Annotated in this window: 24 protein-coding genes and 1 pseudogene; 12 read left to right on the plus strand and 13 right to left on the minus strand. The window is 69.3% G+C overall.

Features of this window, described 5'->3' with window-relative positions; all coding sequences use genetic code 11:
* Positions 1-28: 28 nt before the first annotated feature.
* The 4 genes from ACH4YL_RS27585 to ACH4YL_RS27600 form a co-directional block, all read right to left on the minus strand.
* Positions 29-397 (minus strand): RidA family protein, encoded by a 369-nt coding sequence (locus ACH4YL_RS27585; RefSeq protein ID WP_398510135.1) that lies wholly within the window; start codon positions 395-397, stop codon positions 29-31.
* A 428-nt stretch (positions 398-825) separates the two neighbouring features.
* Entirely contained in the window at positions 826-3,135 is a 2,310-nt protein-coding gene (locus ACH4YL_RS27590) for an FtsX-like permease family protein (protein WP_398510136.1), read from the minus strand.
* 3 nt (positions 3,136-3,138) lie between these two features.
* Positions 3,139-3,909, minus strand: a complete 771-nt coding sequence (locus tag ACH4YL_RS27595; protein WP_398510137.1) for an ABC transporter ATP-binding protein — start codon at positions 3,907-3,909, stop codon at positions 3,139-3,141.
* The gene (locus ACH4YL_RS27600; RefSeq protein ID WP_398510138.1) at positions 3,906-4,409 is read right to left on the minus strand and encodes a PadR family transcriptional regulator; all 504 of its coding nucleotides are present in this window, start codon (positions 4,407-4,409) and stop codon (positions 3,906-3,908) included. The genes ACH4YL_RS27595 and ACH4YL_RS27600 overlap by 4 nt, the downstream gene beginning before the upstream one ends.
* Before the next feature lie 156 nt (positions 4,410-4,565).
* Here ACH4YL_RS27600 and ACH4YL_RS27605 point away from each other — a divergent pair, with 156 nt between their 5' ends.
* The 4 genes from ACH4YL_RS27605 to ACH4YL_RS27620 all read left to right on the plus strand — a co-directional run bounded on the left by ACH4YL_RS27605 (position 4,566) and on the right by ACH4YL_RS27620 (position 8,405).
* Positions 4,566-5,831: an ABC transporter substrate-binding protein gene (locus ACH4YL_RS27605; protein ID WP_398510139.1), complete on the plus strand. Its 1,266-nt coding sequence runs from the start codon at positions 4,566-4,568 to the stop codon at positions 5,829-5,831.
* A 324-nt stretch (positions 5,832-6,155) separates the two neighbouring features.
* The gene (locus ACH4YL_RS27610) at positions 6,156-6,602 is read left to right on the plus strand and encodes an ATP-binding protein (protein ID WP_398510140.1); all 447 of its coding nucleotides are present in this window, start codon (positions 6,156-6,158) and stop codon (positions 6,600-6,602) included.
* A gap of 364 nt (positions 6,603-6,966) precedes the next feature.
* The gene (locus ACH4YL_RS27615; RefSeq protein ID WP_398510141.1) at positions 6,967-7,704 is read left to right on the plus strand and encodes a CBS domain-containing protein; all 738 of its coding nucleotides are present in this window, start codon (positions 6,967-6,969) and stop codon (positions 7,702-7,704) included.
* A 2-nt stretch (positions 7,705-7,706) separates the two neighbouring features.
* On the plus strand, positions 7,707-8,405 hold the full coding sequence (locus ACH4YL_RS27620) for a CBS domain-containing protein (RefSeq protein WP_398510142.1): 699 nt from the start codon (positions 7,707-7,709) through the stop codon (positions 8,403-8,405).
* Positions 8,406-8,485: 80 nt separating this feature from the next.
* Here the strand turns inward: ACH4YL_RS27620 and ACH4YL_RS27625 are convergent, their stop codons facing one another.
* Positions 8,486-8,932: a universal stress protein gene (locus tag ACH4YL_RS27625; protein WP_398510143.1), complete on the minus strand. Its 447-nt coding sequence runs from the start codon at positions 8,930-8,932 to the stop codon at positions 8,486-8,488.
* Between the two features lie 310 nt (positions 8,933-9,242).
* On the opposite strand from ACH4YL_RS27625, the gene ACH4YL_RS27630 reads away from it, so the two are divergent.
* From ACH4YL_RS27630 to ACH4YL_RS27645, 4 genes are all read left to right on the plus strand, one after another.
* Positions 9,243-9,752 carry a flavodoxin domain-containing protein gene (locus ACH4YL_RS27630; RefSeq protein WP_398510144.1) on the plus strand — a complete coding sequence of 170 codons (510 nt, stop codon included), beginning with the start codon at positions 9,243-9,245 and terminating at the stop codon, positions 9,750-9,752.
* 167 nt (positions 9,753-9,919) lie between these two features.
* Complete coding sequence (locus tag ACH4YL_RS27635) at positions 9,920-10,129, plus strand: hypothetical protein (RefSeq protein ID WP_398510145.1); 210 nt, start codon at positions 9,920-9,922, stop codon at positions 10,127-10,129.
* A gap of 128 nt (positions 10,130-10,257) precedes the next feature.
* Positions 10,258-10,926 carry a CBS domain-containing protein gene (locus ACH4YL_RS27640; protein WP_398510146.1) on the plus strand — a complete coding sequence of 223 codons (669 nt, stop codon included), beginning with the start codon at positions 10,258-10,260 and terminating at the stop codon, positions 10,924-10,926.
* A 111-nt stretch (positions 10,927-11,037) separates the two neighbouring features.
* On the plus strand, positions 11,038-11,730 hold the full coding sequence (locus tag ACH4YL_RS27645) for a response regulator (protein WP_398510147.1): 693 nt from the start codon (positions 11,038-11,040) through the stop codon (positions 11,728-11,730).
* Positions 11,731-11,764: 34 nt separating this feature from the next.
* On the opposite strand, the gene ACH4YL_RS27650 is transcribed toward ACH4YL_RS27645, so the two are convergent.
* Positions 11,765-13,483: a GAF domain-containing protein gene (locus ACH4YL_RS27650; RefSeq protein ID WP_398510148.1), complete on the minus strand. Its 1,719-nt coding sequence runs from the start codon at positions 13,481-13,483 to the stop codon at positions 11,765-11,767.
* A gap of 262 nt (positions 13,484-13,745) precedes the next feature.
* On the opposite strand from ACH4YL_RS27650, the gene ACH4YL_RS27655 reads away from it, so the two are divergent.
* Entirely contained in the window at positions 13,746-14,735 is a 990-nt protein-coding gene (locus ACH4YL_RS27655; protein WP_398510149.1) for an Acg family FMN-binding oxidoreductase, read from the plus strand.
* Between the two features lie 74 nt (positions 14,736-14,809).
* Here ACH4YL_RS27655 and ACH4YL_RS27660 read toward each other — a convergent pair whose 3' ends face one another.
* Complete coding sequence (locus ACH4YL_RS27660; protein WP_398510150.1) at positions 14,810-15,496, minus strand: helix-turn-helix domain-containing protein; 687 nt, start codon at positions 15,494-15,496, stop codon at positions 14,810-14,812.
* Between the two features lie 26 nt (positions 15,497-15,522).
* Positions 15,523-16,587 carry a zinc-dependent alcohol dehydrogenase family protein gene (locus ACH4YL_RS27665; RefSeq protein WP_398510151.1) on the minus strand — a complete coding sequence of 355 codons (1,065 nt, stop codon included), beginning with the start codon at positions 16,585-16,587 and terminating at the stop codon, positions 15,523-15,525.
* A 235-nt stretch (positions 16,588-16,822) separates the two neighbouring features.
* On the opposite strand from ACH4YL_RS27665, the gene ACH4YL_RS27670 reads away from it, so the two are divergent.
* The gene (locus tag ACH4YL_RS27670; protein WP_398510152.1) at positions 16,823-17,476 is read left to right on the plus strand and encodes a CBS domain-containing protein; all 654 of its coding nucleotides are present in this window, start codon (positions 16,823-16,825) and stop codon (positions 17,474-17,476) included.
* Here the strand turns inward: ACH4YL_RS27670 and ACH4YL_RS27675 are convergent.
* Together ACH4YL_RS27675 and ACH4YL_RS27680 are read right to left on the minus strand one after the other, a co-directional pair.
* On the minus strand, positions 17,473-18,321 hold the full coding sequence (locus ACH4YL_RS27675; RefSeq protein WP_398510153.1) for a universal stress protein: 849 nt from the start codon (positions 18,319-18,321) through the stop codon (positions 17,473-17,475). The genes ACH4YL_RS27670 and ACH4YL_RS27675 overlap by 4 nt on opposite strands.
* Before the next feature lie 52 nt (positions 18,322-18,373).
* The gene (locus ACH4YL_RS27680) at positions 18,374-19,243 is read right to left on the minus strand and encodes a universal stress protein (protein ID WP_398510154.1); all 870 of its coding nucleotides are present in this window, start codon (positions 19,241-19,243) and stop codon (positions 18,374-18,376) included.
* Between the two features lie 183 nt (positions 19,244-19,426).
* Between ACH4YL_RS27680 and ACH4YL_RS27685 the strand changes: the two are divergent.
* A pseudogene (locus tag ACH4YL_RS27685) lies at positions 19,427-19,633 on the plus strand (regulator); the annotation flags it as partial.
* Between the two features lie 13 nt (positions 19,634-19,646).
* Here ACH4YL_RS27685 and ACH4YL_RS27690 read toward each other — a convergent pair.
* The 3 genes from ACH4YL_RS27690 to ACH4YL_RS27700 all read right to left on the minus strand — a co-directional run bounded on the left by ACH4YL_RS27690 (position 19,647) and on the right by ACH4YL_RS27700 (position 25,274).
* Positions 19,647-22,037, minus strand: coding sequence for a glycoside hydrolase family 65 protein (locus tag ACH4YL_RS27690; protein WP_398510155.1), 2,391 nt, complete (start codon positions 22,035-22,037; stop codon positions 19,647-19,649).
* Between the two features lie 2 nt (positions 22,038-22,039).
* Positions 22,040-22,798: an HAD family hydrolase gene (locus tag ACH4YL_RS27695; protein ID WP_398510156.1), complete on the minus strand. Its 759-nt coding sequence runs from the start codon at positions 22,796-22,798 to the stop codon at positions 22,040-22,042.
* A gap of 76 nt (positions 22,799-22,874) precedes the next feature.
* Positions 22,875-25,274, minus strand: a complete 2,400-nt coding sequence (locus ACH4YL_RS27700; RefSeq protein ID WP_398510157.1) for a phosphoketolase — start codon at positions 25,272-25,274, stop codon at positions 22,875-22,877.
* Positions 25,275-25,311: 37 nt separating this feature from the next.
* Here ACH4YL_RS27700 and ppk2 point away from each other — a divergent pair, with 37 nt between their 5' ends.
* Positions 25,312-26,130, plus strand: a complete 819-nt coding sequence (gene ppk2 / locus ACH4YL_RS27705) for a polyphosphate kinase 2 (RefSeq protein ID WP_398510158.1) — start codon at positions 25,312-25,314, stop codon at positions 26,128-26,130.
* Positions 26,131-26,143 lie beyond the last annotated feature (13 nt).

Genomic DNA, 26,143 nt, shown 5'->3' on the forward strand with positions numbered 1-26,143 from the left:
CCAGGAGACCCCGCCGGGGGGCCGACGCTCAGGCCGCCGCGACTGCTTCGATCTCCAGCAGCCAGGCTTCGTCGTAGATGCCCGTGATGATGACAGTCATAGCGGGACTGTGGTCGCCGAGGACTTCGTGGCGGATCCGGGCGTTGGCCTCCCGGTAGCGCCGGTCGGACCGGAAGACGGTGACCTTCGCAAGATTGCGCACGGTCACGTCTGCTGCTTCCAGCACGGACAGTACGTTGCGCCAAGCCAGCCGGCACTGGCCGTCGAAGTCATCCGGGACGCGTCCGTCGTTGTCCTCCGGGACCTGGCCGCTGATGAACACCAGCCTCGCGACATCGGTGACCAACGCGCCTTGGCCGTAGGACCGTGGCTGAGGATCCAGTGTGGTGATCTGCACGGCAGGCACGATAGGCGGTTCGGCTGCATGGGGAGGACCGGTTTCCGTGCCGCCGCTACGACCCGACGTGGGGCCGGCACAAGGCGCGCACCAAGCCGGCGCCGGACAACCACGACTACAACACCCCGGCGCCACCGGCTACTTCGGGTGAACCCGTGAGGCCAGCTCGACACCGCCCGCGCCTACGGCACTTCGTCGCCGGTATGGGCGGCGCCGGCCACTACAGCTTCGGCACCATCCTGCCCAACAGCCAAGCCCGCAACAGCGACACCCATGGCATGGCGTGGTGAAGTTCACGGTGCACACCAACAGCTACGACTGGGCGTCGTGCAGAGTGCTCCGAACGCAGCCCGGTCGGCGAGCCGTTGACCCGGTGACGCGGCATGAGTACGCGGAACAGCCTCGAACAGTGGTCGCGCCGCACACCCTCACATGACATCGCTGAGCGTGTCCGCCAGCCTGCGTCGGGATGCGCGCGCGGCCGGCAAGGTTGAGACTGCGATCGCCCCGGCGACGGCGGCTCCGCCGAGCAGGAGCAGCACTGCCGGGGAGGGAGGCTGGGCAACGCCCGCGCCGAGCCCGCTCGATCTCCCCTGCAGGTCGATCAGCCACGTCGACGCGCGGACGCCCAGGAGGGTTCCTGTCAGGGCTGCTGCCGCCGCGATGAGCCCCGTGCTTGTGACGATTACTGCGGTGATCTGACGGGGGGTGAGCCCGATGGCTTTGAGGGCGAGAAGGTCGCGGCCATGTTCGCGAAGTCCGGCGGCGATGACGGTGGACAGTTCCGCCAGACCGATGAAGGCGAGCACTCCGACGAGTCCGATGATCACCCCGCGGGCGGCGGAGAGTTGGTCGGTGGGATTGGTGTTCTTCCGGACCTCAAACCCACCGTCGGAGGACTCGGCCAGGGCGGTGCTCACCGCATCGGGATCAGCCGCACGTGTCAGGACCAGGTTGTAGAACTCGGGCCGCAGCGAGGCGTCTCCCTCCCGAAGCGTGTCGACGGTCGTGGAGATCACCCGGCCGCCGTCCTGTGGCTCGATACTGCGGCCTACGATGTGGAGGACTTGCGGGCTGCCTCCGACGGTCATGCGGACCCAGTCACCGACCTGCGCTCCCATGAGGTCAAGAAGCCCCTGGCCCGCCACTGCTTCGTCCGAGTTCTGGATGGTGCGGCCCTCAGCGATGGTGAAGGGGTAGGGGTGCTCCGGGGTGCCCAAGCCGCGGAGCGTGATCGTCCTGGTCTGGCCAGGGACCAGCGCCGCGACTTCTACACCCGGGTGGGCCGCTGTGACGCCCGGTTGATCGGCCAGCAGCCTGCGTGCAGTCGCATCGTCGATGCCCTCCGGCTTGGCGCGAAGTTCTGCGGCGAGTCCCACGTCCTCGGGCCGGCTTTCAAAGCGGTCGAGGGTCGACCAGGCCCCCAGAGCGATCGTGATCATCAGCAGCGGGAGCGCGAGCCGCCCCACGGCCGCAGCGGCGCGCGCCGGCCGGTGGAAAGCGCCGCGCCAGCCGAGTACGAGTGCGGGCGGTGTTCTCAGCTGCAGAGCGAATCTGGCAGTTCTTGACAGCCGGCGGCCGCTCTTGACGGCTCCTCGGGCGACGGGAACAGGTGAGACGCGACCAGCACGCCAGGCGGCCAGGCCGGTCGCTGTTGCGATGACGAGAACCGCCCCGAGTGATGTGGCGAGGAGTCTCCAGGCATGCTCGGGCAGGTCGCGCCACAGCACCATCGCGTCCCCGATGCGGCCGGGAATCCGGGGGCCCAGCATCTCCGTGACAATCGCCCCGAAGGCAACTCCGATGAGCGCGAAGGCCACATGCTCGACCAAGAATGCGCGCACGACCTGACCGGGTGTGAACCCGATGGCCTTCAGGACGGAGATGTCCCGCAGATGGCCGCGAACGCGGGTACTGATTGCTCCGGTCACCGCGAGAGCGGCAGCCAGCAATGCCCCCAGACCGAAGGAGCCGAGCAGCAGTCCCAGGAGGCGGTTGTCGCCCTCAGCTTCGGACCGCGCCTCGTCCCACGTGGACACCCTGGCAACCTGGTCGGCACCGATCAACGTAACCGCCTGCTGCACGGCGAAATCGGTGTCCTGGGGATCGGCCAGCCGGAGTCCGACCGTCTGCCCGACACGACGGGTGTCGGGTTCGACCCGGTGAAGCTGTGAGGGCAGCAGCCAGGCGACGCCGGGCCGCACCCCACGGACGAACCGCGGTTCCGCGCTGTCCGCCACCCCCACGACCCGAAGAGTCGTATATCTGCTGTCGCTGCCGCGGACCCGCAGAGCGTCACCTGGCTTGGCCCACAGCGCATCGGCGGCCGACCGCTCGAGAACGATCCCATTGGGGACGCCGGCTTCCAGCCAGTGTCCGGAGTCAACCAGTGGGCGAGCCGCATCGGGGGGTTCGGGTTCGGCACCGCGCAGCTCCAGTGACACCCTCGTGCCGCGGATTTCGGCGGTGGCCGGGGCAGTTGGGAAGGGTCCGGAGAAGGCTGCGACACCGTCGATGTCAGTCAGCTTCTCGGTGCGCTCGTTTGCCCTGGTGTGGATCCATACGTGTGCGCCGGAGGACTCGGTGAAGACGCGCTGCCATGGGTTGGCCGCATATTGCAGGAGCGCGCCCGCCAGCAAGAGGGCGGCGATGATCCCTGCGGTAGCCAGGACGATGAAAAGTGCCTCGCCGCGGTTGGCACGAAGGTCGGCGTGTGCCCACCGCAGTGTGGCCCGCATTGGTCAACCCTTGATTCTCAAGACGTCGGCGACACTCCTCGGCACATGCTCAGGCCCGCCGAGGACCGCGTCGTCGACTACTTGGCCGTCGAAGAAACTGATCACTCGGTCCGCCGTGCTGGCAGCCCTCGCGTCGTGGGTGACCAGCAGGATGGTTTGGCCGCGCTGGTGGAAGCGGGTGAGCAGTCGCAGGACATCGCGGCCTCCCTTGCTGTCCAGGCTGCCGGTCGGCTCGTCGGCGAGGAGCAGGCGCGGGTGGTTGACCAGGGCACGAGCCAGCGCCACCCGCTGCTGCTCGCCTCCAGACAGCTCGCCGGGCATGCTGCGCATCTTGCCTTCCAGGCTCAGCTCGGCGAGCAACTCCTCGCAGCTCGCCCTCGCCTGTCGTGGACTCTTGCCGGCCAGCAGTGCCGGGAGTTCGATGTTGTCGGCCACGGTCATGTTGGAGACCAGGTTGAAGAACTGGAAGACGATGCCGATGCTGCGTCGGCGCAGCACTGCCCAGCGAGCCTCGCTCAGCGAGTCGACTTGTTGACCGTCCAGCCAGATTTTCCCACTGTCCGGGCGGTCCAAGCCACCCAGCAAATGCAGCAGCGTGGACTTACCCGCTCCAGAGGGCCCGGTGACGGCAACGAATTCGCCTGGCTCTATATGCAGATCGACGCCACGCACGGCTTGCGCCTCGACGCCTTCCGCCCTGTACGTCTTGACCAGACCCTGCGCCTTCACCATCGACTGAGGAACAGGGGCAGCAGACGAGGCGTCGCGGCTCATTCCAGCTCCTCCTGACAGCGTTCCAGCCAGTCGAGGTCAGCCTGTAGGTGCAGCATTGCACCCTCGATCAGCAAATGCGAGATGCGCTTGTCACGGTCTTCCGAGGCCGCGAGCTTGGACAGGTCACGCATGGCATTCAGGCAGTAACGACGCTGTTTGTTGATCAACCCGATCTGGTCGGCCGCGCCCGTCTCGTGGGCGAGCGCGAGCTTCATGAAGAAGTTGTCCCTCACCTTTGGCTCGGCCGGCTCCTCAAACCAGTCGGCCACTGCCTCTCGCCCGGCTTCGGTGAGCTCGTAAATGCGCTTGTTCGGCCGACTGGACTGAGCGACGTCCTTTCCCTGGATCAGGCCTGCGTTCTCGAGGCGACTGAGGGTGACATAAACCTGTCCGATGTTGGGCTGAGAGTAAGCTGCACCCATGAGCTTCTCGAGAGCTTGCTTGAGCTCATAGCCATGAGCTGGTCCCTTGAACAAGAGCACCAGCAGGGCGAGACGCACTCCGCATCTTCCCCTCGCCGCGGACCGCGGAGGCGATTTTGACTTCCTCCGGCTTTGTATCCCTTTTCTGCCAGCTCTGGTATCCGTAATGGCTAACAGGTATGCATAGAGCATACGCCGGGAGAGCGACGAACGCGTCACACGAAGGAGGCATCCATGCGGTGGGCGCGAGCCGCTGCTGGAGGGCTCGCCGTCGGAGCCCTACTGCTCGCAGGTTGCACCGGGGATGGCGGCAGCGCACAACGGCCCCCTGAGACCGGTCCGATGACGTTCGTGACTGGCGGTGACCTGACCGATTACCTGCGCAACGTGCTGAGCGAGTGGAACCGCTCGCATCCTGCCGAGAAGGTGAAGGTCATCGAGCTGCCGGAAGCCGCGGACGAGGTGCGCGCACAAATGGCAACCGGCCTGCGTTCAGGCAGCGGCCGTTTCGACGTGCTCAACATCGATGTCACGTGGACCTCGGAATTCGCCGCCGCCGGCTGGATCACCCCGCTCGACGCCGAACGGTTCCCGCTGGACGATTTCCTGCCTCCCGTTGTGGACACCGCCACCTTCCAGGGGGAGCTCTACGCCGTCCCCTACGTCACCAACGCGGGACTGCTCTATTACCGCAAGGATCTACTCCAGCGAGAGGGCCAGCAGCCGCCACGCACCTGGCGCGAACTCGAGAGTCAGGCGAAGTCGATCGCGCCGAAATACGGCCTCGACGGCTATGCCGGCCAATACCTTCCCTATGAGGGACTGACCGTCAACATCGCCGAGGTCATCCAATCTGCCGGGGGCCAGATCCTCAGCAACGAGGGCACACGGGCCACCGTCGACTCCCCCGCCGCCCGCGAGGGCCTGGACTTCCTCGCCCGCGGCGTTCGCGACGGCTGGATACCCAGGGACGCCCTTACGTTCAAGGAAGAAGAATCCCGGCGCGCCTTCCAGAACGGCGACCTGCTCTTTCTGCGCAACTGGCCATATGTGTATGACCTGGCCAACGAGAAAGGCTCCGAGATCGCCGGCAAGGTCGGCGCCGTCCCGCTACCCGGACCGAACGGCCAAGGCTCGAGCATCCTCGGAGGCTCCAACCTCGCCATCAACGCCGACTCACGGCATCAGAAGTCAGCAACCGAGCTGATCGCCTACCTCACCAGCGAGCGCGTCCAGCGCCAGGTGCTCACGCAAGGGTCACTGCCACCGGTACGGGCGGCCTTGTACTCAGACCCCGCTCTGGTGAACAGGTTCCCCTATCTGCCAACGCTGAAGCAGAGCGTCCTGACGGCCAAACCTCGCCCCAAGAGCCCGCGCTACGAGCAGGTGAGTCTGGCCGTCCAGGCGATCGCACACGATGCCCTTGCAGGTCGCCAGACCTCCGATGAAGCCGTCGCCCGCCTGGCACGAGAGCTGCAGGCCATCGTCCACCGTGGCTGAGCCCCCACAAGGGCGGCCGGCGGCACACGCGCTCCTGTCGGCAGCGCCGGCCGGTTACAGTGCCCGACATTGCCGGACATAACACCTTGATCCTTCCCGTGAAGTCATTGACACACCCCCCACACACCTACTTAACATGTATGCATAACTCCAGTCAGCGGCGAAAGAGGTTCCCCTCCACCGCCGACGCCCCACAGTCGCAGCCTCGCTCCTCTCCGCGGGACATCAGGCCGATCCCAATCCATCACTCCAGTCCGACACAAGTCAGGACGGTCACTGGAAATGAATACAACCCAGGTTCAAAGTGGCCGCGCAGACGGTGTGGTGGCGCCCGAGTCCCTGATCCAGGTCCTCAGCGCCCCCCAGTTCCGCTACGAAATGACTTTCCAGACCGACGCGCATTCGGTCCCCGCTACGCGTCGCGCGGCCAAAGCCATCCTCGTAGGGGGCACTCCGGGCATGGAGGAGGACTGCCTCGACCGTGCACTGCTGATCATCACCGAACTGGTGGCCAACACGGTCAAGCACGCTGCCCGGCTGTCCCCCCGCGCCGAGCTCACGCTGGTGACCGACGACCGCTCTCTGACGATTGCCGTCCACGACCGCGACCCGGGTCTCCCCCGTGTACTGCCCCCCGCGCACCCCGATGCCATCGGCGGGCGAGGCCTGCGGCTGGTCCACGACCTCGCTACCGAGGTCGATGGCACCCTCGAAGTCCGCTCCGACCCTGATCGACGGGGCAAGGCCGTGCGCGTCTCGCTTCCCCTCTGACCCGCCTCTCCTCAAAAGCCGTTACGACGGCACACCGCTGTCGTACGTCCTCTGCTTCGGCGTCACGCAGGACGAGCCCGGACGGCAGGGGCCGCCAGGGCCCCGTTCGGGACCGTACGGCCCATGCCGCACCGGTCGGCGTCCCCTCAGCCGACAGTCGCCTCAGCTGATGTGCGGGAGCGGCTCGCCGAGAGCACGGGTCCACCGAGGTTCAGGCCGATCCCTTGGAAGCCCACGTGACCGGATGGTCGGTGGTCTCAGGCGGCCGACCGGCCCCAGGACTGGACTGATCGGCCCCTGTGCCAGGAGTGGCACCGGACGCAGGGTCGAGGTGAGGGAACTGGGCCACGGAGGAGTGAGCATCATGCAGCATCGGACCGTCCACGACATGATGACGAAAGAGGTCGTCACCGCGCGGCCGACGACGTCCTTCAAAGAAGTGGTCGGGCTGTTCCACCGCTACGACATCACCGCGGTTCCGGTCGTCGACAACCGGAACCGCCCGCTCGGAATGGTCTCCGAGGCCGACCTCCTCCGCAAGGAAGCCGTCCTGCCGGACCCCGAGGGACACCACCCCGAACAGACGATGCCCGGCTCCGACCGCGGACGTGCCGAGGCGGAAACCGCGGGCGGGCTGATGACGAGCCCCGCGATCACCGCGCGAGCCGGCTGGAGCATCCCGGAGACAGCCCGCGTCATGTACAAGCAGCGGGTCAAGCGCCTTCCGGTCGTCGATGACGTCGGCAGGCTCGTCGGCATCGTCAGCCGCCGCGATCTGCTCCAGGTCTTCCTGCGGAACGACCGTGCCATCCACGACGAGGTCGCGCACGACGTGCTCCGGCAGACACTCCGGCTTGCTCCGCAGGACGTGAATGTCATCGTCCACGCAGGAGTCGTGACGCTGACCGGACGGGTCCCGCAGAAGAGCACGATCGCGATCGCGGAGAAGCTCTGCCGGTCGGTGGACGGCGTTGTGTCGGTCCATCAGATCCTCGACTTCACGGAGGACGACACCGACCTCGAACTGGAACAGCCCACGGCCACGGGACCCGGAGCTGATCGAGGTTCCGGAGCCGCTGGTGTTGGCACGAGGAGGTACTGAAGATGAAGCACAGCAGCGTGGGACACCTGATGGTGGGCGAGGTCGTCTCGGTCACGCCGTCGACGCCGTTCAAGGACGTCGCCAAGCTCCTCGCCGAGCACGACATCACCGGCATGCCGGTCCTCGACGAAGAAGACCGGGTGCTCGGCGTGATCTCCGAGAGTGACCTTCTGGTCCGGCAGGCCTCCGACGGGAGCTCCGGTCCTGAGGACCAGAGGCGCGGTGCAGGCGGAGGGGCGGGCGCCGTCAAGCGGGACGCCCTCACGGCCGCACAGCTGATGTCCGCACCCGCCGTCTGCGTACATGCGCATGACACCGTCGCCGAAGCCGCCCGGACGATGCTCGGGCGCAGGGTGCAACGGCTGCCCGTGGTCGACGAGGAGGACCGTCTGGTCGGCATCATCACCCGCCGCGACCTCCTCCAGGTCTTCCTCCGCCCTGACCAGGAAATCCGGCGTCGGGTGATCGAGGAAGTGGTCGTGGACGCGATGGGGTCGACGCCGACCGCCGTCGAAGTCCACGTGGTCGACGGGGTGGTGACTCTGGAGGGAGTGCTGGAGAGGCGCAGCGAGATCGCGGTCGCGCTGCGACTGACGCAGCAGCTGGACGGAGTGGTGTCGGTGGTAGACCGTCTCACCTCGCGCGTCGACGACTCGCGGCTGACACCGCCCGAACGGACGCCGCACGCCCTGCCCTGGTGACGGCCACGTCCGCGGTACAGCGGTTCGCCGACCTCTTCCGCTGCCCCGGCCACAGCGCGCCTCGGACCCGTGCTCGGCTGTCACACGTCGGTGTCCGGGCGGACGATGACCACCGGGCACGTTGCATGCTGGGCACACTGCTGGCTCACCGAGCCGAGCAGTGCGCTGACAAAACCGCCCCGGCCCCGGCTGCCCACCACAAGTGCATCTGCGCCGTTCGCCGCGGCCAGCAGCACTTCTGTCGGGTTGCCACGCACCAGGCGCTTTTGCAATTCGACAGGAGTCTGCTCGCCGAGCACCGTTCGGATCTCCTCGCCGAATCTGTCCCGGGCGACTTCTTCGTCGAGGTCTGCGTCCGCCGCGGGGGCCGACCATCCGTACATGCCCGGAAGCTCCCACGCGCAGACCGCTTCCACGGATCCACCGATCAGTGCGGCGTGCCGTACCGCCCAGCGCAGGGCCGCCTGTGACGACGGTGAACCGCCGACGCCGACCACGACACGGTGAGCCGAATCGCTGCTGGCCATCCCGCTAGCCTCTCTCTCGGTCCCCCCGTCCCGGCAGGCCCCCGCAGTCCACGCTGCACGCCCCGAGGACAGTCCGCCGGGCGAGGGCTTCCACACGATGCCGTCGGCCCGAAGGGGTACGTAGCCCCGCCGTTGGAGAGGGCCATACGGGCCCAGCCTGTTGCCCCTTGCAGCCCTGTGCCGGTCCCCGCGTTCGGCCGGAAGCTGAGTGAGTCGAGCGAATGAGGCAGGCGGTCGACGGCATGGACACACGGCATGGACACCGTCGCCGACGACTCACCGCGCCGGATCTGACGAGGACGTGATCACCATGACACGTACGGCACTTGTCGCCTACGGAACCAAGAACGGCTCGACGGCGGAGATCGCCGACCACATCGCCACCGTCCTGCGCGGCATCGGTCTTGACGCCGATGTGCGGCCGGCGGCAGAGGTCAGCGATGTCGGCCCGTACGACGTCGTCGTGCTCGGCGGCGCGCTCTACATGGGGCGCTGGCACCGGGACGCGCGGCGCTTCGCCCGGCGCCACTGCCGTGCTCTGGCCGACCGTCCGGTGTGGCTGTTCAGCAGCGGGCCGCTCGACCCGTCGGCATCGGAGCGCGACATACCTCCGGTGCCGGGTGCCCGGCGCGCTGAGCAGCGGCTGGGCGCCGAGGGACATGTCACCTTCGGCGGCCGGCTGGAGGCCGGAGCACGGGGACGGATCGCCCGCGCGATCCTGAAGCAGGGGCGCGGAGGAGACTTCCGCGATTTCGACCGTATCGCCGCCTGGGCCACAGGCATCGCAGCCGGTCTGGCGGCCGAAGCGGAACGGCGCTGAGCCGATGAGTCCCACCCGACGAGGACAGCGGCCGCGGGCCTGGCCGCAGGCTGGTCGGCGTACGCGCACGACAAGGCGGCGGCCGTCGAACAGGCGGCGTCGAGAAGTACCGGGTCCCGGTTCGCTGGGCCACCGCCGGAACCGGCATCCGCACCGGCGTCGACCTGGTGGACGCGGGCCTGGAGCGAGGAGACCGTACGAACGTCTGGCTGGAGGGCCGGGTCGCCTCGCCGCCCAAGCCGGACGCCGACATCTGGCTGGCCGCCGTCGTCATCGTGCGGCTGGCCGTCCGCCGGACAGCCGACCGGCACCGCATGGCCGAGTGGGAACAGGATTGGGCGCTATTCGGACCCAAGTGGAGCGGCCATCGAACCTGACCGGCCACAGGCGTAGGCCCACCCGGCCCCTCCCCCGCGGGCACGGCCCGTCGGACGCTGAGATCGGAAGAACGCGTCGGACCCGCACGCCAAGCAGGCGACGTATTGAGCCCCCAGGGAGGCCCGCCATGCCTGATTCCCCGCACACGGTGAGCGATGTCATGACCCACACTGCCGTCGCCGTGGGCCGCGAGGCCGGCTACAAGGAGATCGTCGCGCTGATGGAACAGTGGAAGGTCAGCGCGCTGCCGGTGCTGGAGGGCGAGGGTCGCGTCATCGGTGTCGTCTCGGAGGCCGATCTGCTCCTCAAGGAGGAGTACCGGGGCCAGGACCCCCGGCTGACGGACCCGCCGCTGCTCGACCTGGCGAAGGCCGGCGCGGTGTCCGCAGAGGAGCTGATGTCCAGCCCTGCCGTCACCGTCCACGCGAACGCCACCATCGCGGAGGCCGCGCGGATCATGGCCAGGCGCAGGGCGAAGCGGCTGCCCGTGGTCAACGACACCGGCATGCTGGAGGGCGTCGTGAGCCGCAGCGATCTGCTGAAGGTGTTCCTGCGACAGGACGAGGACATAGCCGATGAGATCCGGCGCACCGTCCTCGACACGCTGCCGGCCGCGGCACAGGTGACCGTGGACGTGACGGACGGCGTGGTCACTCTCGGCGGCGACCTCCGCGACCGGGCTCTCGTACCACTTCTGGCGAGGGCCACGCGTGCGGTCGAAGGCACCATCGACATCCGGGTGAACCTCACTGGCCCGATGGACGCCGCGAACGGTCCGGCGGCGGCGTCGCCGTGAATCGCCGGCGCCGAGGTGGCCAACGGATCGCGATGGGGACCATTCGGCCCTGTTCCGGCAGCCCGGCGATGGTCATGATCGAGTGGGACGCGAGAGCTTCAGGGGGCTGACATGTCCGAGGTACCGGCCTTTTCTGCGGAGGCCCCGATCCGGGTCTTCCTCCTCGACGATCACGAGGTCGTCCGTCGCGGACTGCACGACCTCCTCGACGGCGAGCCCGACATCGAAGTGGTCGGCGAAGCGGCGACCGCCGAACAGGCTCTGACGCGCGGGCCCGCGCTCCGTCCCCATGTCGCGGTCCTCGACATCCGCCTCCCGGACAGCGACGGCATCACCGTCTGCCGCGAGCTGCGCTCACGCATGCCGGAGCTTGCCTGTCTGATGCTCACGTCCTTCGACGACGAGGACGCTCTGCTGGACGCGATCATGGCCGGAGCTGCCGGATACGTCCTCAAGCAGATCAAGGGGTCCGACCTCGTCTCCGCCGTACGTACGGTGGCGACCGGCCAGTCGATGCTTGACCCGGCGACGACCGCGCGGCTGATGCATACGCTGCGCGCTCCCGAGGCCGCGCAGCCGGCCGAGGACGAACGGCTGGCGGTGCTCTCGGAGCGCGAGCGAGCCGTTCTCGAGCTGATCGGAGAAGGGCTCACCAACCGGGAGATCGGCAAGAAGCTCTATCTGTCGGAGAAGACGGTCAAGAACCACATCTCCAGGCTGCTGTCGAAGCTCGGTGTGGAACGCCGCGTCCAGGCCGCGGTCATCGCGGCACAGGTGCACGGACACGAGGATCCAACGCACTGACCCTCGTGACGCCCGCCCCGGCATCCGGCCGCCGTCACGGCCGTCGGGCCAGCGGCACCCGCCACGTCAGTCGCGTCCCGCCGCCGGCTGCGCCTGCCACCGTCAGCTCACCGCCGAGATTCGCGGCGCGTTCGGCCAGATTGCGAAGGCCGCTGCGACGGCCGTCCTCCGTGATACCGACACCGTCGTCGACGACCGATACAGCCAGCGTTCCGGCCTGCGCCACCAGCGAGACCTCCGCCTTCGACGCCTGCGCATGACGGGCCACGTTCGTGAGCGCTTCGCCGAGCACCGCGACGACGTCATCGGCGACCGGGCGCGGTACGTCGGTGTCGATCAGGCCTTCCATCCGCAGCGCGGGCGCGAAGCCGAGCACCTCGGCCGACTTCTCGAGGGTCCGTACGGCGCGAGTCCTGAGCCCCGGCGCCGCGTGCGGCGTCTCGTGCTCACGGAGCCCGAAGATGGTCGACCGGATGATCTTGATGGTGGCGTCGAGGTCGTCGATCGCGCGCACCAGGCGCTCGGAGGCCTCCGGGTGCTCGACGAAACGCTGCACGCTCTGCAAGGTCATACCGGTCGCGAACAGCCGCTGAATCGCAAGATCGTGCAGATCGCGCGCGATCCGGTCACGGTCGGCCAGCAGGCTCATCTGCTCGGCGTCCCGCCGCCGGTCGGCCAGCTCCAGTGCGAGCGCCGCCTGGCCCGCGAAGCCGGACAAGGGTGCGGTCTCCGCCTCGGTGAACGCGGGACGTCCCGCGCGGCGCCCCAGCATGAGTACGCCCCGGACCTTGTCCTTCGTGCCGATCGGGACGGCCGCGACGGGACCGAATCCGTCCCAGCGGCTCCGCTCGCCCGTCACGCGCTCGTCCGTGGCCACATCCACCGAGGTGATCAGGCCCCCCTCGGCGAGCGCGGCGGCGGCCAGCGTTCCTTCCCCGGGCAGGACCAGGCCCCGATGCGATTCGGCGCCTTCGCCGAGCGCGAGCGCCCCGCGCAGCTCGCCGCCCCGGCCCAGCAAATACACCACTCCCAGCTCGGTCGAGGTGATCTGGCGGGCCCGTTCGGTCATCACCTCGAGCACCTGGATCTCGGACGAGCCGGACAGCAGAGCGCTGGTGAACTCCGCGCTCGCCGCCAGCCAGCGCTCTCTGAGCCGCACTTCCTCGAAGAGCCGGGCGTTCTCGATGGCGATTCCGGCGGCGACGGCCATCGTCGAAAGCACCGCCTCGTCCTCGGCGTCGAACTCGGCCCCGCCCCGCTTCTCCGTCAGATAGAGATTGCCGAACACCTCGTCGCCGACCCGGATAGGGACCCCGAGGAACGAGTGCATGGGCGGATGGTGCGGTGGAAAACCGGACGAGGCCGGATGTTCGGACAGCTCGCCGAGGCGCAGCGCTTGAGGATGCCGGATCAGTTCGCCGAGCAGACCGTGTCCGGACGGCAGGTCGCCGATCTGTGCGCGCAGTTCGTCGCTGATGCCCACCGGCACGAACTGGGAGAGCTTCTTGCCGTCCTCGATGACGCCGAGCGCGCCGTAGCCGGCGTCCACCAGCACGACGGCGGCCTCCACGATCTCGCGCAACACCTGCGGCAGATCGAGCCCCTGGCCCACCGAGAGAACTGCTTCCAGCAGGCCGTTCAGCCGGTCCCTGGTTACCCGCACTTCATCGATCCGGGAGTGGAGCTCGTCCAGCAGTTCGTCGAACCGCAGCCGCGGGACACGGTCCCCGTCGCCCCGGTCATCCCCGCCCATGAGCCCTCCGCCAAGGTCGAGCGAACACGGCACGCCACCCGCACCCTCACGGTATCGCCCGTGGAGTCCCCTGGCCCCCCGTCCTGAGCAGAAGGCATAACGTCTTGTGACCGGAAACATCCTGTCGGTCACGGCCGAAACGGGGAGCTGGTGCCGTTCGGTCCCACGCGGGGACCCTTGGCCCCTCCTGCCGCGGCTGCCGCGCGGCGAGGCTGGAAGGGCGCTGCCGTCGCGCACGACCGCTCACCGCCAGGAGGCTCCAGTGTCTGCATCACTACTCGACGCAACCTCCGTGGCAGCCCTCGTCGAGGACGCCGCGTCGGCCCCGTCCATGCACAACGCCCAGCCGTGGAGGTTCCGCTTCCTGAGCGAGAAGGGGACGCTGCAGGTCCGAGCCGACCGGGCGCGTGCCATGCCGAAGGCCGACCCGGACAACCGCGCCCTGCACCTCGGCTGCGGCGCCGCGCTGTTCAACCTCCGCGTGGCCGCGGCTCACGCGGGCAGGGAGCCGCTCGCCACACTGTTGCCCGACCCGGCCGACCCGTGGCTGCTCGCCGAGGTTGACCTCGGCCGGCCCGCGCGCCCCGACGACAGCCTTGCCGTCCTCCACCCCGCGATCCGCCGTCGGCACACCAGCCGCTTCCCCTTCACCGACGAGGAGATCCCGGCGGAGATCCTCGACGGTCTGCGAAGCGCCGCGATACTCGAAGGCGGTCGGCTCTATGTGCCCGACGAGTGGCATGTGCAGTCAGTGCTGAACCTGATTCACGACGCCGAAGGCCGGGAGGCGCTGGACCCCGGCCGGGGAGAGGAAACGGCCCGTTGGACGGGCACAGGGGCGGAGGAGGACGCCACGCGTGTGGAGGGAATTCCCGCCCATGCCTTCGGTCCTCGTCAGCACGATGTAACCGCTCCAGTACGGGACTTCGCCGGGCGCCGCCCCATTCCCGGTCGCGGCTCGGCAACCTTCGAGAAACGGCCACGGATCGCGCTGCTGGGCACGGCAACCGACCGTCCGGCGGACTGGCTGCGAGCCGGGCAGGCGATGGAACGAGTGCTGCTGCAGGCGACGTTGGACGGGCTGGTCACGTCGCTGACCTCGCATGCGCTGGAATGGCCCGAGCTGCGGTGGGCGGTACGGGATCCTGAATCGGCCATGTCGCACGTACAGATGGTGATCCGCCTCGGCTATGGCCCCACCGGCCCGGCGACCCCGCGCCGACCGGTGAGCGACGTGCTCGACATCGTGTGACTCGGTGCTCGACATCGTGTGAGGCGCCTGCACACACAAGGCCGCTTCTCCATAGGGCGCAGGGCCCGCGGTGCCTACCCGGCGGCGCTCACCCGGCGGCCGGTGATGCGCGCGGGCTCGATCGCCACCCACAAGTTCCGCGCTCCGCCCGCCCACGGCAGACTGCGCGCCTCCCGCTCCAGCCGCCGGACGTCGTCCTGGCCGGTGACGGCCCGGGCCTGTCCGACGACAAGGACGCTCCAGCCCTGGCTGAAGGCGTCGTCGATACGGTCGACCTCGAAGGCGACCTCGGTTCCTGCCGCCGCCGCCAGAACGGTGTCCGGCGCTGTGCGGAACGCGATCTCCCCACCGGCGACGAGGTAGTTGACCGGCAGGACGGAAGGGCCCTCGGACGAGAAGACGGCCACCCTGCCCACGCCGTGCGTCGAGAGCAGGGCGAAGCAGTCCTCTTCGTCGAGTTCGAGCAGTTGCGCGGTGCGGAGACCGGAACTCCTGCCCGGCGGCTGGTCGACCGTGCCTCCGGTGAGGTCAGGGACCGTGGTTTCCAGCGCGTCGGCCAACCGGAGCATGATGCCGATGCCCGGCATGGCCGACCGTTGCTCGATGTATTCGATGTAGCCGGGTGCGGCACCGGAGCGCGTGGCCAATTCCTCCCGGCTGAGGGCCAGTTCCTCGCGGCGGGCCGCGACCCGCCGGCCTACGTCCGTGCGCTGGCCGTGCACACTCTCGCCACCGGCGTCGCCGGGTGTCGTCCTTCGCATCTTCCTCACCTCACAGCGTGGTGCCGCTATGCGCGCACCACAGTGGTGTGCTGGGGTCCGCCGAGCACCACCTTGAGCGCGCCGGTGTCGGCGGCGCGGGAGAAGACGTCGTACGCCTCCTCCATCTGCTCCAGCTCGAAGCGGTGCGTCACCAGCGAGGAGGTGGGCAGCCGGCCGGCCGCCATCATGCGCAGCAGCAGCGGTGTGGAGTACGTGTCGACGAGGCCGGTCGTGATCGTCACGTCCTTGATCCACAGGTCTTCGAGGTGAAGGGCCGCGGGTTTGCCGTGGACACCGGCATTGGCGACGCGTCCGCCGGGGCGCACCATGCGCGTGCACATCTCGAAAGCCTCGGGCACGCCGACGGCTTCGATCACCACGTCGGCCCCGAGGCCCTCCGTGAGGTCCTCGACCAGCTTCTCCGGGCCTTCGGCCGCGTTCACGGTTGCGTCGGCGCCGATGGCGCGGGCTGCGGTCAGCCGCGATTCGGCCAGGTCGACCGCGATGATCCGCCCGGGCGTGTAGAGCTGGGCGGTCGCTATCGTGGCAAGCCCGATCGGACCTGCGCCGACCACCACGACGGTGTCGCCGGGACGCACCTGGCCGTTGAGCACACCCACTTCGTACGCGGTGGGGAAGATGTCGGCGAGCAGAACCGCGTCGTGGCTGTCCACCTTGCTGGGCAGCGGATGTACGGACAGGTCGGCGAACGGCACACGGACGTACTCGGCCTGGGTGCCGTCGATCAGGTGGCCCAGCACCCAGCCACCGCCGCCCTGGCACTGCCCGTACCGGTTCTCCCGGCAGAAGCGGCAGCGTCCGCAGGATGCGATGCAGGAGACCAGGACTCGGTCGCCGGGCCGCACGGAGCGGACGTCGCTGCCGACCTCCATGACCTCGCCGACGGCCTCGTGCCCCAGGATCCTTCCCGGGGTCACCTCGGGCACGTCGCCCTTGATGATGTGCAGGTCGGTGCCGCAGATGGTGACCGCGTCGACGCGGACGACCGCGTCCGCGGCATCCTTGATGCCTGGATCCGGTACGTCCCGCCAGGACGTCTGTCCTGGGCCTTCGAAGACGAGTGCCTTCATGACGTCGTCCTTCTTCCTCGGGCTTCGTGGGTTGCCGGTGGTCACCTCCAGCGTGTCCCGGGGCCGGACGGCTGCGCTTGGGCCGGACGGTCCCGTGGCGGGACCTTTGGGCCCGTGCGCGACAAGAGCCGGTCCGGCCGCGGCTGTGCCCGGTCGGCACTGTCCGGCCGCGCCACGGCCGTCCCACGCTGAGGCTGAGCTACCGCTCCGGCCCACGTCAGATGGGGATCCCGTCATGGCCAGCAGCCCGTACACCGTGAACGACGTCATGACCACGACCGTCGTGGCTGTCGCGCCCGACGCCCGGTTCAAGGAGATCGTCGCCGTCATGCGGCAGTGGAAGGTCACGGCCGTTCCGGTCCTGGAAGGCGAGGGCCATGTGGTCGGGATGGTCTCCGAGGCGGATCTGCTGCACAAGGAGGAGTTCCACGAAGACGATCCGGAGGTCATCGAGCAGATGCAGCGGCACGGCGACACGGCGAAGGCCGGTTCGGTGAGCGCCAAGGACCTCATGACCACACCCGCGATCACCGTCGGCGCGGCCGCCACGCTCACGCAGGCGGCCCGGATCATGGCGCTCCACAAGGTCAAGCGGCTGCCGGTGATCGACGAGGCCGGCGTCCTGCAAGGCATCGTCAGCCGCGCGGACCTTCTCAAGGTCTTTCTGCGACCGGACGACGACATCGAGGCCGCGGTGCGCCATGAGGTGGTCGAGCGACTCTTCCCGGTGTCCCGTCAGAGCATCGACGTCACCGTCGCCGAGGGAGTGGTCACGCTCAGCGGGGCCGTCCGGGACAGCGGGCTCATTCCGGTCGCGGCCCGCCTCGCGCACACGGTCGAGGGCGTGGTCGGCGTGACATGCAACCTGACCGGTCCGCCGGCACGTTAGGCGTGCGGCACCACCGCCACCGGACACAGCACATGATGGACCACCGAGTGCGTGGTGGTCCCCAGATGCCCGCCCGGTGTGATGCGGCGGCCGATGACCATCAGGCTCGCCTTGGTGGAGGCCAACAGCAGATGGTGACCCGCCCGGCCGTGGAACAGCTGCTCCCGCACCGGGACGTCGGGGTACTTGCGCCGCCACGGGGCCAGCGCAGCCGTGAGCGCACGAGCCTTCTCCTCCTCCGGGTCGTCGGCGGATGCCGACGGCACCAGGGGCACCATCCAGGTGTGCACGACGTGGAGAGGCGCACGGCGGAGAGCCGCGGCGTCGAAGGCGTACTCCAGCACCTCGTCGCACGCATGGTCCAGGTCGAGGCCGAGGACGACCGGGCTGTACGGGCCGGACGCGGAATCCTCGTGTTCGTCCTCGGGTCGCTCCCCCGCGCGTACGAGCACAACCGGTCGTGAAGCCCCGGCGGTGACCCGCAAGGCGACGGAGCCGACCATGAAGGCGGCGAAGCCGGTGTAGCCGCGCGAGCCGAGCACCAGGGTCTCGGCGGACTCGGCGGCGGCCAGCAGCGACGGGACCGGCGGGCCCGGGACGCGGCTGGGACGGATGTTCAGCGCCGGATGGCGGCAGGACAGCCGCAGCGCGGTGCGGTCCAGGGCGTTGCGCTCGCGCTCGGCGGGAGCGTCGAGTTCCGGGAGGCGGGTTCGCGACGCGGGTTCGTCGACAGCGTGGACAAGATGAAGCGGCAGGCCGCGGCGGAGGGCTTCCCGGGCCGCCCAGTCGGCGGCGTCGACGCTTTCGCTCGATCCGTCGATGCCTGCGGTGATGTGGCGTTCCATGGTGAGTCTCCTTGTGCGGCGGCGTACGGCGTGAGCCGGTCCGCGGCTGCGGTCATTCGTGCGGGACGACGGCCACCGGGCAGGCCGCGTGGTGCAGCACGGCGTGGTTGACCGGGCCGAGTTGCATGCCGAGACTGCCGGTGCGGCGGCGGGCGCCGACGACCAGCAGGTCCGCCGTGAGCGCCGCGTCCAGCAGGGCCGGGCGTGCGTGACCCTCGACGGCCTGACGCTGGATGTCGGCCACACGATCGGCGCCGTCGCCCAGGCGCAGAGCGGTTGCCAGCAGCTCGTCGGCGCGGCGCTCGTGCTGCCGGGTGTCGTCCCGGTGGTCCGGATGGTCAGGGTTCTCGCGGGCCGGGCAGCGCCATGCGTGCACCACGGTCAGTGCAGCGCCGTGCGCCTCGGCCTCCCGCATCGCGAACTCCAGGGCCGCACGGGACTTCTCGGGCTCGTCGATGCCTACGACGATGCGGTCGAAGCCGCGCCGCCGGTTCGCCTCCTCGCCCCGTACGACGATCACCGGCGACACAGCGCGTGCGGCGACCGCGAGGCTCACCGAGCCGAGCAGCAGACCGGCCAGCTCTCCGCGTCCACGGTTGCCGAGCACGACGGCCCACGCCTCCCGGCTCGCCTCGATGAGCGCGGTCGCCGGGTCGTCGACCTTCAGTTCGCTGTTCGCCTTCAGCGCGTAATTACGGCGTTCCGCGCGGGTCAGCGCCGAGCCGGCGATGTTCTCCGCGAGGACCTGCGCCGAGGATCGCTGGAGTCCGAAGGACGGCTCATGGCTCTCGTACTGCTCCCAGCGCGAGGCGTGGAGGACGGTCAGCCGCACTCCGCGCGCCACCGCTTCGTCCACCGCCCAGTCGAGCGCCCGCAGGCTCGGATCGGAGCCGTCCACTCCTACGCACAGAACCCTGTCCACGGGTCACCGCCTTCCGGACACGCCCCACTCTGGAGCGTCAATTCGGACAGTTCCACCGCAGCGGGCGGCCGGGGAGGGGCGAACCGGCCCCGACCCGGGGACATTCGGCCCATGCCGAGCCGGCCCGGATTCCACACGCCGCGCCGCCGCGTGACTCGTGCGCGCCGTGACCTTCACACACAGGGCCGGTCGGCCCCCTGCCCTGCCCTGGCGGCCCCTGGGCAGTTCGATGCCACGGCGGTGCGGCTGATGTGCGAGGAGGACCCGTCCTTCGACTCCGCCCTGAGCCGCTGGGTCGGCAATGTGCTGGCCCACCGGCTTCAGGCGGCCCGGACGCGGCTGCTCGATCTGTACGCGCCCTACGGCAGCGGAACGGGAGTCCGCGGGTGACGAGGACATCCGGTCAGCTGTCTGGCAGAGTGAGCGCGCAGGATTCGCCCGGTGCCACCGAGACCGCGCGGTCCGGCAGTTGGATGCCGATCGGCGGCCGGTCCGAGTACGGAACAGTGACCACCAGCCGTCCCGTGCTCAGTCGGAGCCGTACGCCCCAGTGGCCCTGGTAGTGGATCGCGAAGCCGTACTCGGACAGCTCCGGGACGGGGACGGGATCCAGGCGCAGCATCCCGGCCCGCGTCTCGAGGCCGGTCAGTCCGCGTTGTACGAGGTCCAGCGTGCCGGCCATCGCGCCGAGATGGATGCCCTCGCCCGTGGTGCCGCCCTGGAGATCCGCGATGTCACCCGCGAGGGCCTCCTGGCAGAAGGTCCATGCCTCCGCGCGCCGAACCCGGGCCAGTACCCAGCCGTGGACCAGGCTGCTGAGCGTCGAGCCGTGGCTGGTGCGGCGCAGGTAGTAGTCGACGGTGCGCTGCCAGGTGGTGTCGTCGAGTTCGTGGCCGAGCTGGCGGAACAGGCCCTGGAGTTCGGCCGGTGAGAAGAGGTAGCCGAGCATCAGGACGTCGGCCTGCTTGGACGCCTGGTAGCGGTTGACCGTGTCGCCCTCGGCCTCCAGGATCCGGTCGAGGCGCCGGATGTCGCCGTAGCGGTCCCGGTAGGCGTCCCAGTCGAGTTCGTCGAGGCGGTCGTAGCCGTCGAACTGACTGATGATGCCGGCGTGGAAGGGGACGTACAGCCGCCGCGAGACCTCAGTCCAGAGTTCCAGTTCGGCGCTGTCGAGGCCGGCGCGTTCGTAGAGTTCGCGGCGTCGCGGTTCCGGAAGCCCGCGCAGCACCTCAACGGCGCGGCTGAGGACCCAGGCGGCGGTGACATTGGTGTACGCGTTGTCGTCGAGTCCCGGCGCGGAGGCTCCGGGATAGGCGTCGTGGTATTCGTCGGGTCCGACGACGCCGCGGATCCGGTAGCGGCCGAGCGCCTTGTCGTAAGCCGCCGCGCCGGCCCAGAACCGGGCGATCTGGAGCAGCATCTCCGCGCCTTTGGTGTTCAGGAACTCCCGGTCCTCTGTGGCCTCGCAGTACTGCCACACGTTGTAGGCGATCGCCGAACCGACATGGTGCTGGAGCCGCGAGTGGTCGGGGAGCCAGCGGCCCGAACGCGGGTTGAGGTGCACCTTCTGGGTTTCCTCGCGGCCGTCGCTGCCGCTCTGCCACGGGTACATGACCCCGGCCCGGCCGGCGTCGCCGGCGGCGAACAGGGCCCTCTCCAGCCGCCGGTGTCGATAGCCGAGCAGAGCCCGGGAGACCTCCGGGAAGTGCAGGTTGAGATAGGGCAGTACGAACAGCTCGTCCCAGAACACATGGCCGCGGTAGGCCTCGCCGTGCAGGCCCCGTGCGGGCACGCCGACGTCGAGGTCGGCGGTGTGCGGCGAGAGTGTCTGCAGGACATGGAAGAGGTGCAGTCGCAGGATCGGGCCCGCCTTGCCGGGCACGTCGAGTTCGGCGTTGCGCCACAGCTGCTGCCAGGCAGCGCGGTGTGAGTCCAGCAGTGTGTCGACGTCGGGTGCGCGGCCGACCCGGTCGACCGCGGCATGCAGCGGGTCGCTGATCGCCGGGTCCTTGGACGTGTGCAGAGCGACCGTCTTGTCCACGGTCACGGTTCGGCCCGGGGCCAGCTTGATGCGCAGGAGGTGCGCGGTCCGTGAGCCGTCGTGCGCGGTGGTGGCTTCCCTCTTGGTGTCGGTGGTGGTTCGGGCGGCCATGCCGATACGGATGTCGGACGTGGTGGTCCGGCAGCGCAACCACGTCGTATCGGGGCTCGCGGTGCCGGTCTCGACGTGTGTGAGGTGCCGCGTGGCCAGTTGCCGGTAGCGCTCGACTCCGGCATTGGTGACCGTTCCGTCGAGCGCCGATTCGACCTCGATCTCGCCGGACCAGCCCTCGGCGGTGAACTCGGTGCGCAGCAGGGCCAGATGGGGCAGGGCCATGTGGACCAGGCGCAGCTGCCGTACGGCGAGACGCCGGCCGCCCTCCTCGTAGCGCACTGTACGCTCCAGGATTCCGGAGCGCAGGTCCAGGATCAGCCGGTGATCGAGCAGCGTGTGCGTGTCCGGGGTCAGCCACGCCGGGTCGACGACGTTCGCGGAGTGGATACGGAAGCGCAGGGGCAGCCAGTTGGGCAGATTCACCATGTCCTCGTTCTCGACCTGGCGTCCCGACACGTCCGACGTGAGCCGGTTGTAGCAGCCGGCGGCGTAGGTGCCCGGGTAGTGGACGGAGTCAGCCGCGCACTCGGGCGCCGCGCCGCGGGTCGCGAAGTAGCCGTTGCCAAGGGTGCACAGGGATTCCCGCAGCCGCTCCTGCGCCGGGTCGTAACCTTCGTACTCCCAGGTCCACTCGAGCATCGTCAGTCCTCCGGGACCAGTAGTTCGGCCAGGTCGTCGACGACCAGGTCCGCGCCGCGTTTCAGGAGTTCTGCACGGGTCTGGGGGGTGCCTGCCCGGTCGACGCCGACGACCAGCCCGAAGCCCCCGCGCAGCCCGGCCTCGACGCCTGCCAGCGCGTCCTCGACGACGGCGGTGCGCTCGGCGGCGACGCCGAGGCGGCGGGCGGCCTCCAGGAAGAGCGCGGGATCGGGTTTGCCCGGCAGGCGCAGCCGGGCCGCTTCCCCGCCGTCCACCAGGGCGTCGAAGAGGTTCAACACTCCGGCGTGTTCGAGCAGTTCACGGGCGTGCCGGGAAGCGGATGCGGCGGCCAGCGGAATCCCGGCGGCGCGCAGCGTACGCAGCAGCCGGACGGTGCCCGGGTAGGCATCGATGCCGCCTTCGCGCAGCCTGGCGGTGAACAGCTGCTCCTTCTGCGCGGCGACGGCCCGCACGTCCACTTCGGGCAGCCGCAGACCGCGGGACTCCAGAAAGGCCTCGGCTCCGTCCAGCCGTGACTTGCCGTCGACGTAGCGCAGATAGTCCTCCTCCATGTCGAAGGGCCGTCGCTGTGTGACATCCGCGGGCGGGTGGTCGCGCAGGAAGTCGTCGAAGGCGGCCTTCCAGGCGGCGGCGTGCACCCGGGCGGAGTCGGTGATGACTCCGTCGGTGTCGAAGACCACGGCCGCTGTGCCCCGCAGCGCGCGGGGCACGGCGGCCGGTTGGGGGTCCGGCGGGCTCATCGGCCGTCCCCCACCAGGGCGGTGACGGCGTTGCGTACGGTCATGGTGGAGAGCCCTTCTCGTGGAGGAGCCGAGTTCAGCCGGTCCAGGTCCAGTCCGCGACCTCGGGCAGGTCGGTGCCGTGTTCGCGGATCCAGGCGTGGTGTCGGGTGCGGGCGTCGGCCATCCGCTGACGTACGGCGGCGGCACGCACAGCGAGCCCGGGGACGCGGTCGATGACGTCCATGACGAGCCGGTAGCGGTCCAGGTCGTTGCGGACGACCATGTCGAACGGAGTCGTGGTGGTGCCCATCTCCTTGTAGCCGCGGACATGCAGGTTGGGGTGGCCGGTGCGGCGGTAGGCGAGCCGGTGGATCAGCCAGGGATAGCCGTGGTAGGCGAAGATCACCGGCTTGTCACGGGTGAACAGTCCGTCGTACTCGAAGTCGCTCATCCCGTGCGGGTGTTCCTCGCGCGGCATCAGCCGGGCGATGTCGACGACGTTGACGACCCGCACGGCGAGCTCGGGCAGATGACGGCGGAGCATCCCGGCCGCGGCAAGGACCTCCTGGGTGGGCACGTCGCCGGCGCAGGCCAGGACGACGTCCGGCTCGCGTTCGTGGTTCGTGCCCGCCCACTCCCAGATACCGGCGCCGCGTGCGCAGTGGGCCTTGGCCTGGTCCATGGACAGCCAGTCGAAGCAGGGCTGTTTTCCGGCGACGATCACGTTGACGTAGTCGCGGCTGCGCAGGGCGTGGTCGGCGACGGAGAGCAGTGTGTTGGCGTCCGGCGGCAGGTAGACCCGTACGACCTCGGGGCTCTTGTTGAGCACATGGTCGACGAAGCCGGGGTCCTGGTGCGAGAAGCCGTTGTGGTCCTGCCGCCACACGTGCGAGGTGAGGAGATAGTTCAGGGAGGGAACCGGGGCCCGCCAGGGCAGTTGGCGGGAGGTCCTCAGCCATTTGATGTGCTGGTTGACCATGGAGTCGACGAGGTGGACGAAGGCTTCGTAGCAGGAGAACAGGCCATGCCGGCCGGTGAGCAGATAACCCTCCAGCCAGCCCTGGCAGAGGTGTTCGGAGAGGATCTCCATGACCCGGCCGTGCCGGGCGAGGTGTTCGTCGGTCGGCTCGATCCGGGCCTGCCAGACCTTGTCGGTGGCGCCGAAGACCGCTCCGAGCCGGTTGGATGCGGTCTCGTCTGGTCCGACCAGCCGGAAGTTGCGGCGGTCGCCGGTGTCCTCCATGACCAGTTCGATCAGGTCGCCGAGGACCCGGGTGGGTTCGTGCACCGTCGCCCCGGGCTTGTCGACGGGGACGGCGAAGCGCTCCAGCGGCGGGAGGGGCAGTTCGCGGACGAGCAGGCCGCCGTTGGCGTGCGGCGTGGCGCCCAGCCGGCGCACGCCTTCGGGCACGCAGGCGAGTACCTCACCGGTCGGGGCGCCGTGCGCGTCGAAGAGTTCGTCCGGCCGGTACGAACGCAGCCAGGCCTCCAACTGTCGCAGGTGGTCCGGGTTTTCGCGCACGCCGGCCAGCGGCACCTGGTGCGAGCGCCAGGTTCCCTCGACCGGCACTCCGTCGACCACGGCCGGCCCGGTCCAGCCCTTGGGCGTGCGCAGCACGATCACCGGCCAGCGCGCCCGTTCTGTCCTGCCTTCCTCGCGGGCCGTGCGCTGCATGAGCGCGATCCGGTCCAGCGCGTGGTCGAGTGCGGCGGCCATGTCGCGGTGGACCTGGAGTGGGTCGTCGCCGGTGACATGGATCGGCTCGTGTCCGTAGCCGCGAAGCAGGTCGTCGAGTTCGGATTCCGGCAGGCGGGCCAGGACCGTCGGGTTGGCGATCTTGTAGCCGTTGAGGTGGAGGATGGGCAGGACGGCCCCGTCGTGGACGGGGTCGAGGAACTTGTTGGAGTGCCAGGACGCGGCCAGCGGACCGGTTTCGGCCTCGCCGTCGCCGATGACGCAGGCGACCAGCAGGTCCGGGTTGTCGAGGGCGGCTCCGTAGGCGTGGGCGAGTGAGTAGCCCAGTTCACCGCCCTCGTGGATGGAGCCCGGGGTCTCCGGGGCGACATGGCTGGGCACGCCGCCCGGGAAGGAGAACTGGCGGAACAGACGCTCCATGCCCGTCGCGTCCCGGCTGACATCCGGATAGATCTCGCTGTAGCTGCCCTCCAGCCAGGAGTTCGCGAGGACCGCGGGCCCGCCGTGGCCCGGGCCCCAGACGCACAGCGCGTCGAGACCGCGTTGCCGGATGACGCGGTTGAGATGGGTGTGGACGAGGTTGAGCCCCGGCGAGGTGCCCCAGTGGCCGAGCAGCCTCGGCTTGATGTGCTCGGGGTGCAGAGGTTCGTGCAGCAGCGGGTTGGCCATCAGATAGATCTGGCCGACGGCCAGATAGTTGGCGGCCCGCCAGTGGGCGTCCAGGGTGCGCAGTTCCTCGTCGGTCAGTACGGTCGATTCCGTCCGTACGGTGCTGTCCTGCTGCTGGGCCTCGGGCATGGGTGACTCCGTAGTGTCAACGAACTGGGGAGGCGGCATGGCCGGCAAGAAGGAGCGGCCGGTGGCGACGCCGTCGCGTGCCGCGTACGAGCGGGAGCTGCTGAGGTTGCAGACGGAGCTGGTGAAGCTCCAGGAGTGGGTACGGGCCGAGAACGCCCGGCTGGTCGTGGTGTTCGAGGGCCGGGACGCGGCGGGCAAGGGCGGCACCATCAAGCGGGTGTCGGAACATCTCAATCCGCGCGTCGCGCGGACCGTGGCCCTGCCCAAGCCCACGGAGCGCGAACGCACCCAGTGGTACTTCCAGCGGTACGCCGAGCACCTGCCGGCCGCCGGAGAGATCGTGCTGTTCGACCGGAGCTGGTACAACCGCGCCGGCGTCGAGCATGTGATGGGTTTCTGCACGAAGGAGGAGCACCAGCGGTTCCTCCACCAGTGCCCCATCTTCGAGCGGATGCTCGTCGAGGACGGGATCCTGCTGCGCAAGTACTGGTTCTCGGTGAGCGACGCCGTGCAGGAGCAGCGGTTCCGGCGCAGGCTGGAGGACCCGACGCGGCGCTGGAAACTGTCGCCGATGGACCTCGAGTCGATCACCCGGTGGGAGGCATACTCCCGCGCCAAGGACGAGATGCTGGTGCACACGGACATCGCGGAAGCGCCGTGGTTCGTCGTCGAGAGCGACAGCAAGCGCCGGGCACGGCTGAACATGATGGCCCATCTGCTCGGCTCCGTTCCGTACCACGAGGTGTCGCCGCCGGTGCTCGAGCTTCCGGCCAGACCGCCGTCCAGCGGCTATGTCCGCCCGCCGCGTGATCTGCAGACCTACGTGCCCGATCATGCGGCCGGTCTGACGGAGTGAGACGGCGGCCATC

The organism is Streptomyces sp. NPDC020681 (assembly GCF_044334895.1).
In the GTDB taxonomy this organism is placed as follows: Bacteria; Actinomycetota; Actinomycetes; order Streptomycetales; family Streptomycetaceae; genus Streptomyces.